Raw genomic sequence first — 15,487 nt, 5'->3', positions numbered from 1 at the left:
ATGACGCGTCCCCATCGCAAGGCTGCGGACGACCGAGCGTCCTGGCTCGCGCCCCCCGGGCTGGGGGCCGCTCACAGTGGCGCGACCGCGCCGGATTCTCACCGGCTTCCCTCGCGTCGCCGCAGATAGTGGGTCGACCGTATCGGTGCCGGTTCGCCTCGGTCAAGCCGATGGCGACGGTCGGGGCGTCACCGCCCGTCGGCCGGCTACCGAGCTGATCGACGAGGGTCGTCATCGTCGACCGCGACACGCGGGACCCGACATGTGGGGTGTGACAAACGTGCTCGCCCCTATATATGGTGTCGACCGCAGCTGGTTCGGCCACTCCTGGTGAGTGGTCGAGGCAAGAGGGAACCCGGTGGAAGTCCGGGACTGTCCCGCAGCGGTGAGTGGGAACGACCGCCGTCATCAGCACTGGGCCAACGGCCTGGGAAGCGACGGCCAGTAGGTGACCGGCCGGCCCGGTCGCGCCCGCGAGTCCGAAGACCTGCCAGCGCGCCGCGTACCCGAACCTCGGGTGCGGGGCGGTCCGAGGCCGCGCGGAACGGCTGACGCCACCTGACCCACGCCCACGCTGGCGTGGCGTCGACGGCGTCCGTCTCCCCGCGTCCGAGGGCCCTTGAGGTCTCGAACTCCCGAGGAGTGAGTGGTGACAGTCACCGAGGTGGTCCCGGTCAGCGGCGAGGCCGCGCGGCGGACCCCGATGCAGGTGCGCAAGCGCGACGGCGGCACCGAGGCCGTGGACGTGAACAAGATCGTCCGAGCGGTCGAGCGGTGGGCCGACGACCTGACCGAGGTCGACCCGATGCGGGTGGCCACCCGTACGATCAGCGGCCTCTACGACGGCGCGACGACCGCCGAGCTGGACCGGCTGTCGATCCAGACGGCGGCCGAGATGATCGGTGCGGAGCCGCAGTACTCGCGCCTGGCCGCGCGGCTGTTGGCCGGCTACGTCGACAAGGAGGTGCGGCGGCAGGGCATCACCTCGTTCAGCGCGGCGATCCGGGCCGGCCACGCCGAGGGTCTGATCGGTGACGAGACCGCCGCGTTCGTCGCCGCGCACGCGGAGACGTTCGACGACGCCGTCGACCCCGACGGCGACCGTCGCTTCGAGTACTTCGGCCTGCGCACCGTCTACGACCGGTACCTGCTGCGTCACCCCACCACCCGGCTGGTGCTGGAGACCCCGCAGTACTGGCTGCTACGGGTGGCCTGCGGCCTGTCCCGTACGCCGGACGAGGCGGTCGACTTCTACCGGCTGATGTCCAGCCTCGCTTATCTGCCCAGCTCGCCGACCCTGTTCAACTCCGGCACCCGACACACCCAGATGTCCTCGTGCTATCTCGTGGACTCGCCGCGCGACGAACTGGACTCGATCTACGCGCGCTACGCCCAGGTCGCAAACCTGTCCAAGTTCGCCGGTGGCATCGGTATCGCGTACTCCCGGGTCCGGTCCCGTGGCGCGCTGATCCGGGGCACGAACGGGCAGTCCAACGGCATCGTGCCGTGGCTGCGCACACTGGACGCGAGCGTCGCGGCGGTCAACCAGGGCGGGCGGCGAAAGGGCGCGGCCTGCGTCTACCTGGAGCCGTGGCACCCGGACATCGAGGAGTTCCTCCAGCTCCGGGACAACACGGGCGAGGACGCCCGGCGTACGCACAATCTCAACCTGGCCAACTGGGTCCCGGACGAGTTCATGCGCCGGGTCGAGGCCGACGAGATGTGGTCGCTGTTCGACCCCGACGAGGTGCCCGAACTGCCGGACCTGTGGGGCGAGCGGTTCGACGCCGCGTACCGGGCCGCCGAGGCACAGGGCCGCTACGTGCGGCAGGTGCCGGCCCGCGAGCTGTACGGGAAGATGATGCGCACCCTGGCCCAGACCGGCAACGGCTGGATGACCTTCAAGGACGCGGCCAACCGGCTGTGCAACCAGACGGCCGAGCCGGGCAACGTGGTGCACCTCTCGAACCTCTGCACCGAGATCATCGAGGTGTCCAGCGACGACGAGACCGCCGTGTGCAACCTCGGCTCGGTGAACGTCGCCGCCCACCTGACCGATGACGGCATCGACTGGGAGCGGCTGCGCGCCACGGTCCGGACGGCGGTGACGTTCCTCGACCGGGTCATCGACATCAACTACTACCCGACCCCGCAGGCGGCGGCGAGCAACCCCCGTTGGCGGCCGGTCGGGCTCGGGCTGATGGGGTTGCAGGACGTGTTCTTCGCGCTGCGGCTGCCGTTCGACGCCCCGGCCGCGCGGGAGCTGTCCACCCGGATCAGCGAGGAGTTGTACCTGACCGCGCTGGAGACCTCCGCCGACCTGGCCCGCCAGTTCGGCGCACACCCGGCGTTCGCGCAGACCCGGGCCGCGCGGGGCCGCCTGCAACCGGACCTGTGGGGTGTCGAGGGTACGCAGACCGCGCGCTGGGCCGCGCTACGCCAGGAGGTCGAGGAGTACGGGCTGCGCAACTCGCTGCTGGTGGCTGTCGCTCCGACCGCGACGATCGCCTCGATCGCCGGCTGCTACGAGTGCGTCGAACCGCAGGTGTCCAACCTGTTCAAGCGCGAGACTCTTTCGGGGGAGTTCCTCCAGGTCAACACCGCTCTGGTACGCGAGTTGAAGGCCCGTGGCCTGTGGACCGAGCAGATCCGGTCGGCGATCAAGCGGGCCGAGGGCTCCGTGCAGTCCGTCGTGGAGCTGCCGGCCGACGTGCGGGAGCTGTTCCGCACCGCGTGGGAGCTGCCGCAGCGTGCGCTGATCGACCTGGCCGCCGCCCGGGCGCCGTTCATCGACCAGTCTCAGTCGCTGAACCTGTTCCTGGCGTCGCCCACCATCGGCAAGCTCTCCTCGATGTACCTGTACGCCTGGAAGACCGGGCTGAAGACCACCTACTACCTGCGGTCCCGGCCGGCCACCCGGATCCAGCAGGCCACCGTCAGCGCGGTGCCGCCCCTCGCCCCCCTCGTCCCTGTCGCGGTCGACGCCGAGGCGCTGGCCTGCTCGCTGGAGAACCCCGAGTCGTGCGAGGCGTGCCAGTGACCGTCGCCGACACCACCACGGACCGCACCACCGACGCGAGGACCACGCACATGCTGCTCGACCCCGGGATGGACCTGACTCTCCGTCCGATGCGCTACCCGCACTTCTTCGACCGGTTCCGGGACGCCATCCGCAACACCTGGACGGTCGAGGAGGTCGACCTGCACGCCGACCTCGCCGACCTGGACCGGCTGTCGCCGGCCGAGCGGCACCTGGTCAGCCGCCTCGTCGCGTTCTTCGCCACCGGCGACACGATCGTCGCCAACAACCTCGTGCTCAACCTGTACCAGCACGTCAACAGCCCGGAAGGTCGGCTCTACCTGTCGCGGCAGCTGTTCGAGGAGGCCGTGCACGTCCAGTTCTACCTGAACCTGCTCGACACGTACGTGCCCGACGAGACCGAGCGGTTCGAAGCCTTCGCCGCGATCGAGAACATCCCGTCGATCCGTCGCAAGGCCGAGTTCTGCTTCCGCTGGATCGACTCCCTGCACGACCTGCGGGAGCTGCGTACCCGCGAGGACCGGCGGACCTTCCTGCTCAACCTGATCTGTTTCGCCGCCTGCATCGAGGGGTTGTTCTTCTACGGCGCGTTCGCGTACGTCTACTTCCTGCGATCGCGTGGCCTGCTGCACGGGCTGGCATCGGGGACCAACTGGGTGTTCCGCGACGAGTCCATGCACATGGCGTTCGCCTTCGACGTCGTCGACACCGTACGCGCCGAGGAGCCCGATCTGTTCGACGACGACCTGGCCGACCAGGTCCGCCGGATGCTCACCGAGGCGGTCGAGTGCGAGGTCCAGTTCGCCGAGGACCTGGTGGGCCAGGGGGTGCCCGGCCTCACCCTGGCGGACATGCGGCAGTACCTGCAGCACGTCGCCGACCGCCGGCTCGCCCAGCTCGGGATCGCGCCGCACTACGGGTCGGCGAACCCGTTCGCCTTCATGGAGTTGCAGGACGTGCAGGAGCTGTCCAACTTCTTCGAGCGGCGGGTGTCGGCGTACCAGGTCGGGGTGACCGGCACGGTCGCCTTCGACGACGACTTCTAGAACCCCCACCCCACCCCCGGCCCCGCCCCGTCGATCATGAAGTTGTTGCTCCCCTATCGGCGTGTCGGGGGCATTAACTTCATGATCGACGTCGGCGGCGGACGGGGTGTGGGGATGGGGTGGGGGTGTCTTTGGGGGGTGGGAACCCGGGGGAGTTGGTTAGGCGGGGGTGCAGGTGGGGGTGGTGGTCGGGGGACTGCTTGAGGTGGTGGAGCTGAGGTAGCCGGCGGTGGTCGAGGTTCCCGGCGCGAGCTGGCCGTTGTAGGCGGCGTTCGCGACGGTCACCTGGCTACCCGACTGGGTGAGGGTGCCGTTCCAGACCTGGGACACCGTCTGCCCGCTGGCGAGCGTCCAGGTGACCCGCCAGCCGTTCAGCGCCGACGATCCGGCGTTGGTGACCGTGAGCCGCCCCTCGAAACCGCCCTGCCAGGTGTTCACCACGGTGTTGGTGACCGCGCAGGACGTCCCGGCCGGGCTGGTCGGCGTGGGTGTGGTCGTGGGCGTCGGGGTGGGCGTCGGCGTCGGCGTCGGGTCCGCGGTCGGGCTCGGCGTCGGGGTCGGCGTCGGGGTGGGCGTGGTGCCGTTGGCCTGGAACTGCCACCAGTTGAGGTTGAACAGGGTGCCGCTGCCGCCGGTGAACCGCAGGTACAGGTCCTGGGTGCCGGTGACGCCGGAGACCGGGCAGGAGACGGTCTGCCACGTCTGCCACGCACCGGTGCCGGGTACCGCGCAGCTGCCCACCCGGGTGCCGGTGGGGCTACCGAGGCGCAGTTCGATGGTGCCGCCGGACGTCGCCGAGGCGACCCGGGCCGAGAAGGACGTCGCGCCCGTACCGAAGCCGACGCCCTTGACCTTGATGTAGTCCCCGTTCTCGATCCACCCGACGTTCATCCCGCCCTCGCTGGCCGGCTCGGTCTCGATGCCGGAGCCCCAGGCGATGGTCTCGGCCTCCTGCCGCACGTACGGGTTCAGCGTTCCGATCTGCGGCGCGCCCGTCGTGGTCATGTTGATCGTCGGGATGGTGCCGTTGGTGTTGTACGTGAACTTCTCCACGGCCACCGAACGGGTGTAACCGCCACCGCCGGGCAGCGCCCCGTTGTGGTAGAAGAAGTACGAGCCGCCGTTGAAGTCGATGACTCCCGGGTGGTTGGTGAAGCTCGCACCCTGGCGGGGCATGACCGTGCCGCGATAGGTCCACGGGCCGGTCGGGCCGGTGGCGGTCGAGTATCCGATGAACTCGGAGCAGCACTCCGCCGCGAACACGTTGTAGTAGATGCCGTTGCGCTTGTAGACCCAGGGGCCCTCCTCGTAGAGGGTGGGCCGGCTGGCGTTGCCGCTGCGGGCGCCGAACCCGGCGGTGGTGAGCGGGATCTTGGTGGCGCTGCCGCTGTAGGAGATCATGTCGGCGTTCAGCCGGACGTACCACAGGTTAGGGTTGCCCCAGTACAGGTACGCCTGACCGTCGTCGTCGACGAAGACCGTGGGGTCGATCTCGCCGTTGCCCACCAGGGGGCGGCCGATGGCGTCCCGGAACGGCCCGGTGGGGCTGTCGGCGACCGCGACGCCGATGGCCATGGAGTTGGTGGCCCGGGCGGTGACCGGCACGTACCAGTAGAACTTGCCGTTGCGGGCGACGACCTGGCCGGCCCACGCGTTGGCGCTCGCCCAGCTGAAGGTGGCGAGGCTCAGTGGCGAGCCGTGGTCGGTCCAGTTGACCATGTCGGCGGACGACCACACCCGCCAGTCCTTCATGGTGAAGTACGTCGAGCCGTCCTCGTCGTGGCCGGTGTAGAGGTAGACGCGTCCGTTGTGGACCAGGGGCGCCGGGTCGGCCGTGTAGATGTGTTGGACGATGGGGTTGTCCGCGCGGGCGGCCGTGGCCGGCATCAGCGTCGAGACGAGCAGCAGGCTCGCGAGCCAGGCGAGGCCCCGCCGGAGCCGGGTCGTGGTCCGCGGTGGCGGTGTGGGGCGCATCGGTACCTCCAGGGTGGGTCACGACGGGCGGGCGGCCCGCCGCATGCGCTGGCGGCGTGTCGCGGGTGTCGTCGCGGGTCGCTCGGGTGGGCTGCGGCGGTGCCGCGAGCACGGCAGGAGGGCTCGGGTGTCCACCCTGGCTCCCGCGTGCGGCGGCCCGCCGTCGTCGACGGCGGTGGTCAACGTCCCTGAGGGGAGGCCCGGTCACCCACCAGCGGGCGTTTGGTCATGCACTGCTCCATCGACCTCGGCGGATCGAGTGGAGCGGTGAAGCGTGCCCTTCGCCTCTGCGGCCCGAGGGTAGTCTGTTATCGCTAACATTCTCAAGCGATGGATGGACCTGGATTTCTCGCCGGCCTCACGGACGGGTCGGCGTGGGGTCGCACCAGGGGTCGGCGGAGCGGTCAGCGCTGCAGCCGGGTCGGGCTTCCCGGTCCGCTGCGGCGCACGAGCCACGCCTCCGTGATGTGCGTGAACATCGCCTGCGCGGCACCGTCCGGGTCGTGGGCGGCGATGCGCTCGTAGATGCGCCGGTGCCCCTGGTTCGACGCCACGCACATGGCCCGCTCGGGCTGGCCCATGTACCGGGCGGTGTTGACGACCTGACTCTCCAGGGACCGGACGACGCCCCGGGCGATGCGGTTTCCGGACGTCTGCATGACCGTGTCGTGGAAGGCGCGGTCGTGCTCCTGGTAGGTGACGTGGTCGTCGACCAGCTCGTCCATGCGGTCCACCAGGGCGCGCAGCCGGTCGATCGCCGCCTCGTCGGCGAGGCGGGCGGCCACGTTGGCCATGTCGGACTCCAGCACCCGGCGGGTGACCACCAGGTCGTCCAGGATCGCCAGGGTGTCGTCCTCGGCGATGGTCGCCGCGAGGACGAGTTCGTCGAGCATGTCCCACGACGAGGGCGGGGTGACGAGCGTTCCGCTGCCCTGGCGGACCTGCACGAGCCCCTTCTCCTGCAAGATCTTCACCGCTTCCCGGATGACGGTGCGGCTCACCGAGAAGGTCTCGCAGAGCACCGGCTCGGGGGGCAGTGGCGTGCCCGAGGGGTGTGCTCCCTGGACGATGCGGGTCACCAACTCGGCCGTGATCGCCTGGGCCAGATTCGTCGGGCGACGCGTCCAGGTCGGTGTCGCCGTGCCGTTGACGGCCGACTGGTTCGATGTCGTCACGTTCACCTCCGCGTGGCCGCGGGAGCGGGCCCACGAGTCCGCCCCAGTGTACGGGCAACCGTTGACGTCAGACGTCATACGAGTTACGTTCTCGTCAATCTTGCATCGACGGCCGTTCCCAGGCCACTCCCCATATGAAGGTGAGCAACGATGAAGCAACGAGCAGTGTGGTCCGCGGTCCTCGTTGCAGGGCTGGCCCTGACAGGCTGTGGAAGCGCGACAGGTTCGGGTTCATCGTCCGAAGGCTCGGACAAGAAGCTGGTCGTCTGGGACTGGAAGTCCGGCGAGGCCAGCTCCGCCCAGTACGTGGAGAAGGCCAAGGCCGACTTCGCCAAGAAGCACAAGGACGTCAAGGTCGAGTTCGTCGCCCAGCCGTTCGAGGAGTACTACACGCTGTTGGGCGCGGCCCTCCAGTCGGGCAAGGGGCCGGACGTCATCCTGTTCAACGGTGGCGGCCAGATCCGCGACCGGGTGGCCTCGCTCCAGCCGCTCGACGAGTACGTCGGCGAGGACCGGCAGCGGCTGGCCGGTTGGGAGGCGTTCGCGAAGGACGGCAAGACGTACGCCTCCCCGGTGACGCTGCAGGGCCACCCGATCTACTACAACAAGACGCTCTACGAGAAGGCCGGTCTCGACCCGGCGAAGCCCGCCACGACCTGGCAGGAGTTCGTCGCCAACTGCGGTGTCATCACCAAGCAGACCGGCGCCAAGTGCTTCTCCGTCGGCAACAAGGAGGGCTACGGCATCCAGTTCTTCCTGTCGGCCATGGCATCGGGCGTGCTGACCCCGCAGGAGTACGAGAACTGGATCGCCGGCAAGCGCGACTGGAAGTCGCCGAACGTCAAGCGGCTCTTCGAGCTGTGGAAGGAGACCGGCACCGCCAAGCTGAACAACGACGGCGCGAACTCCACCGCCCTGTTCAACGACGCGTTCGCCGTGTTCCAGTCCGGCAAGGCCGCACACATGATCGGCCTCATGTCCGACATCGGGCACTGGAAGGACTTCAACGAGTTCATCACGCCGGAGAAGCTGGGCGTGATGATGGCCCCGACGGTGACCAGCGGCGTGACCCCCAGCCTGCCGTACGACGGCGGCATCGGGTACGCGGTCGCCAAGTGGACCAAGGACCCGAAGGTGGCCGCCGACCTGGTGCGCTCGCTGAGCTCCACCGAGGCGCTGAAGGCGTTCTACACCAACGCCGGCGCGATCACCGCGGACACGACGATCGACGTGTCGGCGAGTGGGCCGGCCGTCACCACGATCGTCTCCGCGCTCAAGACCGGCAAGCCGGCGGTGCACGTGGCGCTCTCCTCGAAGTCGCTCGACCTGATGGGCCGCCTCTCGCAGCAGTTGCTCAGCGGCTCGATCAGCGTGGACGAGGTCGTGAAGCAGATGGCCGCCTCGGACACGGCGGGCTGATCTCGTGACGATCGGCAAGTCACTCCCGTCGGTCCGTTCGGCTTCGGCCGGGCGGGCCGGCGGGGTCCCGCCCTCCGCACCGCCGCCTCGCGACCGCGCCGTCTCGCGGCGCGCCGCCGGCGGCCGACGCGCCGAGCAACTGGCACCCTTCGTGCTGGTCGCCCCGGCCGTCCTGATCCTCGTGCTGCTGCGGCTGTACCCGCTCGTGCTCGGTGTCAACTTCTCCTTCACCGGCGACGGCGACCGCGACGGGGCGATGGTCGGTTTTGACAACTACGTCCACCTGCTCCAGGATCCGCTGTTCCAGCAGGCGCTGCGCAACGTGGGACTGCTGGTCCTGCTCCTGCCGGTGGCGGTGGCCATCCCGGGTCTACTCGCCACGTTCATCTACCTGCGCGTGCCGGGGCACCGGTTCTACCGCAGCGTCTACTTCTTCCCGGCCGTGCTGTCCCCGGTCATCGTCGGCGCGATCTTCAATCTGCTGCTCTCGTTTGACGGTCCTGTCAACGTTGTCCTGTCCACGGTGGGCATCGGGCCGGTGGACTGGCTCGGTGATCCGGACGTCGCCATGTTCGCGGTCGTCGGTGTGCACGTGTGGGCGACCTTCGGAATGGCCCTGGTTGTCTTCCTCGCGGGCTTCGCGACCCTGGACGCGGCCCTGCTGGACGCCGCGCGGGTGGACGGCGCGTCCCTGGCCCAGGTGATCTGGCACGTGATCATCCCCAGCCTGACCCGCACCATCCAGTTCGTCTTCGTGACCACGATGATCGGGATGCTGACGTCCATGTTCGGCCTGCTCTACGTCATGACCAGTGGCGGTCCGGAGGGCTCGACCTACCTGCCGGAGTACTACATCTGGATCCAACAGGGGCGGATGAACCGACCGGCCCTCGCGTCGGCCGCGTCCACCGTTCTGTTCGTCATCATGCTCGTCGTCGGGCTGCTACAGCTCAAGCTGCTCCGACGCGCGGGGAGGGAGGACTGATGTCCCGCGTCCGACTGGGCAGATGGTTGCTCGTGATCCCGATGGGGCTCCTCGCGGTCGCGACGATCTACCCCCTCCTGTTCACGGCGAACGTCGCCATGAAGACCCGCCGGGAGTACATCCTCGACCGCTTCGGGCTTGCGGACTCCCTGCACTTCGAGAACATCACCAAGGCGTGGACCAGCGTCGGCATGGGCCGGTACACCGCCAACTCGATCCTCGTCGTGGGTTGCGCGGTGTTCCTGCTGCTGCTGTTCGGGTCGATGGCCGGATTCGCGCTGAGCCAACTGCGCTTCCGGGGCTCGACGGCGCTGTTCATCGGCTGCCTCGCGGCGCTCTTCATCCCCTTCCAGGTGATCATGGTGCCGCTGGCCCGGGTGATGGCCGACAGCGGTCTGGTCGACACGTACCCGGGACTGATCCTCGCGTACGTCGCGCAGTTCCTGCCCTTCACGGTCTTCCTGATGACCAGCTACTACCGCACCATCCCGGCGGAGATCGTCGACGCGGCCCGGATCGACGGCAACACCGTGTACGGCGTCTACCGGCGGATCATGCTGCCGCTGGGCGCTCCGGCGCTGCTGTCCGTGGGCATCCTCAACACGCTGTTCTGCTGGAACGACGTGCTCATCTCGCTGCTGCTGATGCCGTCGGCCGACCACCGGACCCTCATGGTCGGGGTGACCTCGCTGCGGGGGCAGTACTCCGAGGACATTCCCACCTTCGCCTCCGGGGTGCTCATCGCGGCGATCCCGGTCCTGGCGGTCTACCTGTTCCTTCAGCGCCAGATCGCCGACGGCGTCGCCGCTGGTTCCACGAAAGGCTGACATGCGCATCACCGGGTATCGAACCCTGACGACGGTCCAGGAGTGGGGCCGACCCGTCGGCGACGCCAACGGCGTGTTCCCCGACGGCGTGACGACACTGCCGATCACGATCGTCGAGACCGACGAGGGGATCGACGGCATCGGCCTCGGGCCGCACGTGGAGATCGACAAGATCTTCCCGGCCATCGAAGGTGAAGATCCCCGCGCGGTGTCCACCCTGTACGACCGGATGCTGCGGCAGACGTTCAAGGCCGGGCACGCCGGCCTGGTGTTCGGGACGATCGGCGCGCTGGACACCGCCCTGTGGGACATCAAGGCGAAGATGGCCGGCGAGCCGCTCTGGCGCCTGCTCGGCGGGCGGGACCGGCGCGTTCCCGCGTACGCCTCCGGTCTCGACATCGGGCTGACCGACGACGAGCTCGTCGCCGAGTACGAGGTCTACGCCGGGTACGGCCTGCGGGCCGCCAAACTCAAGGGCGGCCTCGACATCGAGCGGGACCGGCACCGGCTCGGCCTGGTCCGGGAGGTGCTGACCGAGGCCGGTCACGGTCGACGGCCGGGCCTGATGCTCGACGTCAACGAGGCGTGGTCGCGCAAGCAGGCCGTGCGCCACGTGGCCGAGCTGGAACGTACCCTCGATCTGATCTGGATCGAGGAGCCGGTCCGCCGCTGGGACGCCGAGGGCCTGGCCGCCGTGGGTCGGGGCGTACGGGCCTCGATCGCCACCGGTGAGAACCTCACCGGGCTGGAGCAGTACCGGCCGCTGATCGCGGCGGGCGCGGTCGACATCGTGCAGTCGGCCGCCGTCTGGGGGGTCACCCACTTCCTGCGGGTGGCGGCCCTGGCACACGCCAACGACCTACCGGTCAGCCCCATCGGCAACATCCCCGTCGGTCTCCTGCACGCCGCGACCTCGGTGCCCAACCACCTGGTCAGCGAGTTGCAGGATCTCCGACCACCGAAGGGCATCGGCCTCGACCTGCACGTCGAGGATGGCGCGTTCGTCCTGGGTGAGACACCCGGCCTCGGGGTACGGGTGGACGAGGCGGCGATCGCGGCCGCCGGACACCGACCGGTCACTCCGACCGCCGACAGCCCGAACGTCCGTCCGGAGCGAGCCGGCAAGCGGCTGCTCGCGGTGGCCGAGCACCCGGTCGCCGCCGTGCCGGCCGGGGTCGAGGCCCTGCTCGTCGACGCGGTCACGTCCCCGAACGACGTGGCGCCGCTGCGGCACTGAGCCGGTACGGACCGTAACCGCGCTGGACCTCAATTGGTCGGATGATTACCGTGTCCGTGGCGCCGACACCGCGGACGCGGCTCCGGCCGCCCTGTCACCCGCACCGTACGTATCCACCACGTCGAGACGGAGCAGCAGTGAAGGCAGTTGTCTACAAGGGAGCACGGGACCTCGGGATCGAGGACCGCGCACCGGAGCCGCCGGGCCCCGGCCAGGTACGGATCGCGGTGGCGTACACCGGGATCTGCGGTACGGACCTGCACATCTTCCACGGCGACATGGACGCCCGGGTCGGCGCGTCGGCGGTCCTGGGACACGAGATGTCGGGGCGCGTCGCCGCGGTCGGCGACGGTGTGACCGACCTGCGGGTCGGGCAGCCCGTCACCGTGATGCCCACGCGCGCCTGCGGGCAGTGCCCGGCGTGCCGTCGCGGCCACTCGCACATCTGTCACGCGATGGACTTCCTCGGTATCGACTCGCCCGGCGCGATGCAGTCGTCCTGGACGGTGCCGGCCGACCTGGTGCTGCCGCTCCCCGATGACCTGCCGTTGGACCGCGCGGCGCTCGTCGAGCCCGTCGCCGTGGCGGTGCACGACGTCGGCCGGGCGCAGGTGGCCTCCGGTGAGCACGTGGTCGTCGTCGGCGGGGGCCCGGTGGGCGTCCTCATCGCCGCCGTCGCCCGTGAGCGGGGGGCGCAGGTCCTGCTCGTCGAACCGGACGGTTTCCGGCGCGGAGTCGCGTCGGGCATCGGCATCGAGGCCGTGGATCCCGGGCCGACCGACGTGGCGGCGCTGGTCAACGAACGGACCGGCGGCGCGGGCGCGGACGTCGCGTTCGAGGTGTCCGGTTCGGCCGCCGGCGTCGGCACGGCGGTGGACGTGCTCACCACCCGGGGCCGGCTGGTGATGGTGGCGATCCACCCGCAGCCACGTCCGGTGAACCTGCACCGCTTCTTCTGGCGGGAACTGGAGTTGCTGGGCGCGCGGCTGTACCGCCGCGAGGACGTCGTCGAGGCGATCCGGCTGGTGGCGGCGGGCGTCATCCCGGCCCAGGAGCTGATCTCCCGGGTGCTCCCGGTGGCCGGCGTCACGGACGCGTTCACGGCCCTGGAGTCCGGCGGAGGTGTCATGAAGGTGCTGCTCGACTGGCGGGAGGAGGAGCGATGAGCGTCCTGTTCGACCTGACCGGACGGACCGCCCTGGTGACCGGGGCCCGGCGGGGGATCGGCCTGGCGATGGCCGAGGCGCTGGCGTTGGCCGGCGCGGACATCATCGGAGTGTCGGCGCAGTTGGAGCCGGAGGGCAGTGAGGTCCAACGGCGCGTCGAGGCCACCGGTCGCCGGTTCACCGGCATCCGGACCGACCTGGGCGACCGGGCCGCGGTGTACCGGCTGGCCGAGGAGGCCGAGGCGGTCGCGCCGGTGGACATCCTGGTGAACAACGGCGGCACGATCGCCCGGGCGCCGGCCGTGGAGCACCCCGACGAGATGTGGGACCGGGTGGTGCAGGTCAACCTGTCCAGCCAGTTCGTGCTGACCCGGGAGATCGGCCGGCGGATGGTCGACCGGGGCCACGGCAAGGTCATCTTCACCGCCTCGCTGCTGAGCTTCCAGGGCGGCATCAACGTCGCGAGCTACACGGCGGCCAAGTCCGGCCTCGCCGGGCTGACCAGGGCGCTGTCCAACGAGTGGGCCGGACACGGGGTCAACGTCAACGCGATCGCGCCCGGCTACATCGCCACCGACAACACCCAGGCGCTGCGCGACGACCCGGTACGCAACGACGCCATCCTGGGTCGGATCCCGGCCGGCCGGTGGGGACGCGCCGACGACCTGGCCGGCGCCACCGTGTTCCTGGCCGCCAGCGCGTCGGACTACGTGCACGGCACCGTCCTGCCCGTCGACGGCGGATGGTTGGGCCGATGACCGGGCCCACGCCGACCGGGCGTCCCGGCATCATCGACGCGCACCACCACCTCTGGGTCCGCGCCCGGCACCCGCAACCGTGGATCGACCCGGACACGATGGCGGCCATCGACAACGACTTCACCCCGGCGGATCTCGCTCCGGCGGCGCGGGCCGCCGGGGTCACCGAGACCGTCGTCGTGCAGTCCATCGCCTCCGTGGCGGAGACCGAACACCTGTTGGGCATCGCGGCCGACGATCCCCTTATCGGCGGCGTCGTCGGCTGGGTCAACCTCGCCGCCGACGACATCGACGAGCGCCTCGACCGGCTGCGCGCCGCCCGCGGCGGGGAGCGGCTGGTCGCCATCCGCCACCTGGTCCAGTCCGAGCCCGACCCGGCGTACCTCGACCGGCGCGACGTCCGGCGGGGCATCGCGGCCGTCGGGGCCGCCGGTCTCGCCTACGACCTGCTGGTCCGCGACCACCAACTGCCGGCGGCGACCCGGCTCGTCCGGGACCTGCCCGAGGTGTCGTTCGTCCTGGACCACCTCGCCAAGCCCTCGATCGGCAGGGGAGACCTGGGCGACTGGCCCGCGAATCTGCGGGCGCTCGCCGCCGAGCCGAACGTCACCGCGAAACTCTCCGGCCTGGTGACCGAGGTGGACGGCTCGTCCTGGTCCGCTGCCGACCTGCGCCCCGCCATCGACCACGCGCTCGACGCGTTCGGGGCGCACCGGCTGATGTTCGGCTCCGACTGGCCGGTGTGCCTGCTCGCCAGCTCCTACACCCGGTGGGTCGGCGTCCTCGCCGACCTGCTGGAACCGCTCGCCGACGAGGAGCAGGCGTCGATCTGGCGGGAGACCGCCGTCCGCGCGTACGGGTTGGGGGAGCCGTGACGGGCCGGGAGCTGCCCCGGCGACCGGGGGTACGCCTCACCACGCTGGGCTTCGGCGCGGCGCAGGGCGGCAACCTGTACCGGGGGACGTCGGACGAGGAGTTCGCGGCGGCCCTCGACACCGCCTGGGACGCCGGCATCCGGTACTTCGACACCGCGCCGCACTACGGTCTCGGCCTGTCCGAGCGCCGGGTGGGGGCGGCGCTGCGGTCCCGGCCCCGCGACGAGTACGTGGTGTCGACGAAGGTCGGGCGGCTGCTCGTACCCTCGCCCGAGGGCGCGCGGGACCGCGACCCGGAGGGGTTCGACGTGCCGGCCGACCACCGGCGGGTCTGGGACTTCAGCCGCGACGGTGTCCTGCGGTCGTTGGAGGCCAGCCTGGAGCGCACCGGCCTGGACCGCGTGGACGTGGTGTACCTGCACGACCCGGACGAGCACTGGGAGCAGGCGGCGACCGAGGCGGTACCGGCGCTGGTCGAGTTGCGTGACCAGGGGGTCGTCGGCGCGATCGGCGCCGGCATGAACCAGTCGGCGATGCTGGCCCGCTTCGTCCGGGAGACCGACATCGACGTGGTGATGTGCGCCGGCCGCTACACCCTCCTCGAACAGGGCGCGGCCGACGACCTGCTGCCGGCCGCGCAGGCCGCGGGGGTGGGCGTGGTGATCGCCGGGGTCTACAACTCCGGGCTGCTGGCCCGCGACCAGCCACCGGCCGACGCGACCTACAACTACCAGCAGGCGCCGCCCGAGGTGATCGAACGGGCCCGGCGGATCGCGGCGGTCTGTCAGGAGTACGGCGTCACGCTGCCGCAGGCGGCGCTGGCGTTCGTCCGCCGGCACCCGGTGGTGGTCTCGACGGTGGTCGGCCTGCGGGACGAGGCCCAGGTGACCGAGACCCTGCGCCGCTTCGACGCGGACGTCCCGGAGCAGCTGTGGGTGGCGCTGCGCGACGCCGGACTGCTCCGCTGACGGCGCGGCGCTGAAAA

General features: G+C 70.4%; 12 protein-coding genes and 2 riboswitches. Of the genes, 10 read left to right on the top strand and 2 right to left on the bottom strand.

Annotated features, from left to right (window positions below; genetic code table 11):
• Positions 1-36 precede the first annotated feature (36 nt).
• Positions 37-110, bottom strand: a riboswitch (cobalamin riboswitch).
• Positions 111-296: 186 nt separating this feature from the next.
• Positions 297-510: riboswitch (cobalamin riboswitch) on the top strand.
• A gap of 193 nt (positions 511-703) precedes the next feature.
• Positions 704-3,040 carry a ribonucleoside-diphosphate reductase subunit alpha gene (locus tag ABZ272_RS12725; protein WP_355050218.1) on the top strand — a complete coding sequence of 779 codons (2,337 nt, stop codon included), beginning with the start codon at positions 704-706 and terminating at the stop codon, positions 3,038-3,040.
• Between the two features lie 50 nt (positions 3,041-3,090).
• Positions 3,091-4,086 carry a ribonucleotide-diphosphate reductase subunit beta gene (locus tag ABZ272_RS12720; protein WP_355050217.1) on the top strand — a complete coding sequence of 332 codons (996 nt, stop codon included), beginning with the start codon at positions 3,091-3,093 and terminating at the stop codon, positions 4,084-4,086.
• Between the two features lie 159 nt (positions 4,087-4,245).
• Here the strand turns inward: ABZ272_RS12720 and ABZ272_RS12715 are convergent, their stop codons facing one another.
• Both ABZ272_RS12715 and ABZ272_RS12710 read right to left on the bottom strand, forming a co-directional pair.
• Positions 4,246-5,973, bottom strand: a complete 1,728-nt coding sequence (locus ABZ272_RS12715) for a family 43 glycosylhydrolase (protein ID WP_355050216.1) — start codon at positions 5,971-5,973, stop codon at positions 4,246-4,248.
• Positions 5,974-6,464: 491 nt separating this feature from the next.
• A complete protein-coding gene (locus tag ABZ272_RS12710) occupies positions 6,465-7,235 on the bottom strand; it encodes a FadR/GntR family transcriptional regulator (protein ID WP_355050071.1) in 771 nt (256 codons plus the stop codon).
• A 150-nt stretch (positions 7,236-7,385) separates the two neighbouring features.
• On the opposite strand from ABZ272_RS12710, the gene ABZ272_RS12705 reads away from it, so the two are divergent.
• The 8 genes from ABZ272_RS12705 (at position 7,386) to ABZ272_RS12670 (ending at position 15,470) form a co-directional block, all read left to right on the top strand.
• On the top strand, positions 7,386-8,654 hold the full coding sequence (locus ABZ272_RS12705) for an extracellular solute-binding protein (protein ID WP_355050070.1): 1,269 nt from the start codon (positions 7,386-7,388) through the stop codon (positions 8,652-8,654).
• Positions 8,655-8,658: 4 nt separating this feature from the next.
• On the top strand, positions 8,659-9,639 hold the full coding sequence (locus tag ABZ272_RS12700) for a sugar ABC transporter permease (protein WP_355050069.1): 981 nt from the start codon (positions 8,659-8,661) through the stop codon (positions 9,637-9,639).
• Positions 9,639-10,466, top strand: coding sequence for a carbohydrate ABC transporter permease (locus ABZ272_RS12695; protein ID WP_355050068.1), 828 nt, complete (start codon positions 9,639-9,641; stop codon positions 10,464-10,466). Before ABZ272_RS12700 ends, ABZ272_RS12695 begins: the two co-directional genes overlap by 1 nt.
• Before the next feature lies 1 nt (position 10,467).
• Positions 10,468-11,703, top strand: a complete 1,236-nt coding sequence (locus ABZ272_RS12690; protein WP_355050067.1) for a mandelate racemase/muconate lactonizing enzyme family protein — start codon at positions 10,468-10,470, stop codon at positions 11,701-11,703.
• A 137-nt stretch (positions 11,704-11,840) separates the two neighbouring features.
• A complete protein-coding gene (locus ABZ272_RS12685) occupies positions 11,841-12,869 on the top strand; it encodes an alcohol dehydrogenase catalytic domain-containing protein (protein WP_355050066.1) in 1,029 nt (342 codons plus the stop codon).
• Positions 12,866-13,627 (top strand): SDR family NAD(P)-dependent oxidoreductase, encoded by a 762-nt coding sequence (locus ABZ272_RS12680; protein WP_355050065.1) that lies wholly within the window; start codon positions 12,866-12,868, stop codon positions 13,625-13,627. The genes ABZ272_RS12685 and ABZ272_RS12680 overlap by 4 nt, the downstream gene beginning before the upstream one ends.
• On the top strand, positions 13,624-14,502 hold the full coding sequence (locus tag ABZ272_RS12675) for an amidohydrolase family protein (RefSeq protein WP_355050064.1): 879 nt from the start codon (positions 13,624-13,626) through the stop codon (positions 14,500-14,502). The genes ABZ272_RS12680 and ABZ272_RS12675 overlap by 4 nt, the downstream gene beginning before the upstream one ends.
• Positions 14,499-15,470: an aldo/keto reductase gene (locus ABZ272_RS12670; protein ID WP_355050063.1), complete on the top strand. Its 972-nt coding sequence runs from the start codon at positions 14,499-14,501 to the stop codon at positions 15,468-15,470. Before ABZ272_RS12675 ends, ABZ272_RS12670 begins: the two co-directional genes overlap by 4 nt.
• Positions 15,471-15,487: the final 17 nt, after the last annotated feature.

The sequence above is a fragment of the Micromonospora sp. NPDC005979 genome (assembly GCF_040614415.1).
Taxonomy (GTDB): domain Bacteria; phylum Actinomycetota; class Actinomycetes; order Mycobacteriales; family Micromonosporaceae; genus Micromonospora.
The sequence above is the reverse complement of the archived record's forward strand: the minus strand, read 5'-3'. Positions and strand labels throughout refer to the sequence as shown.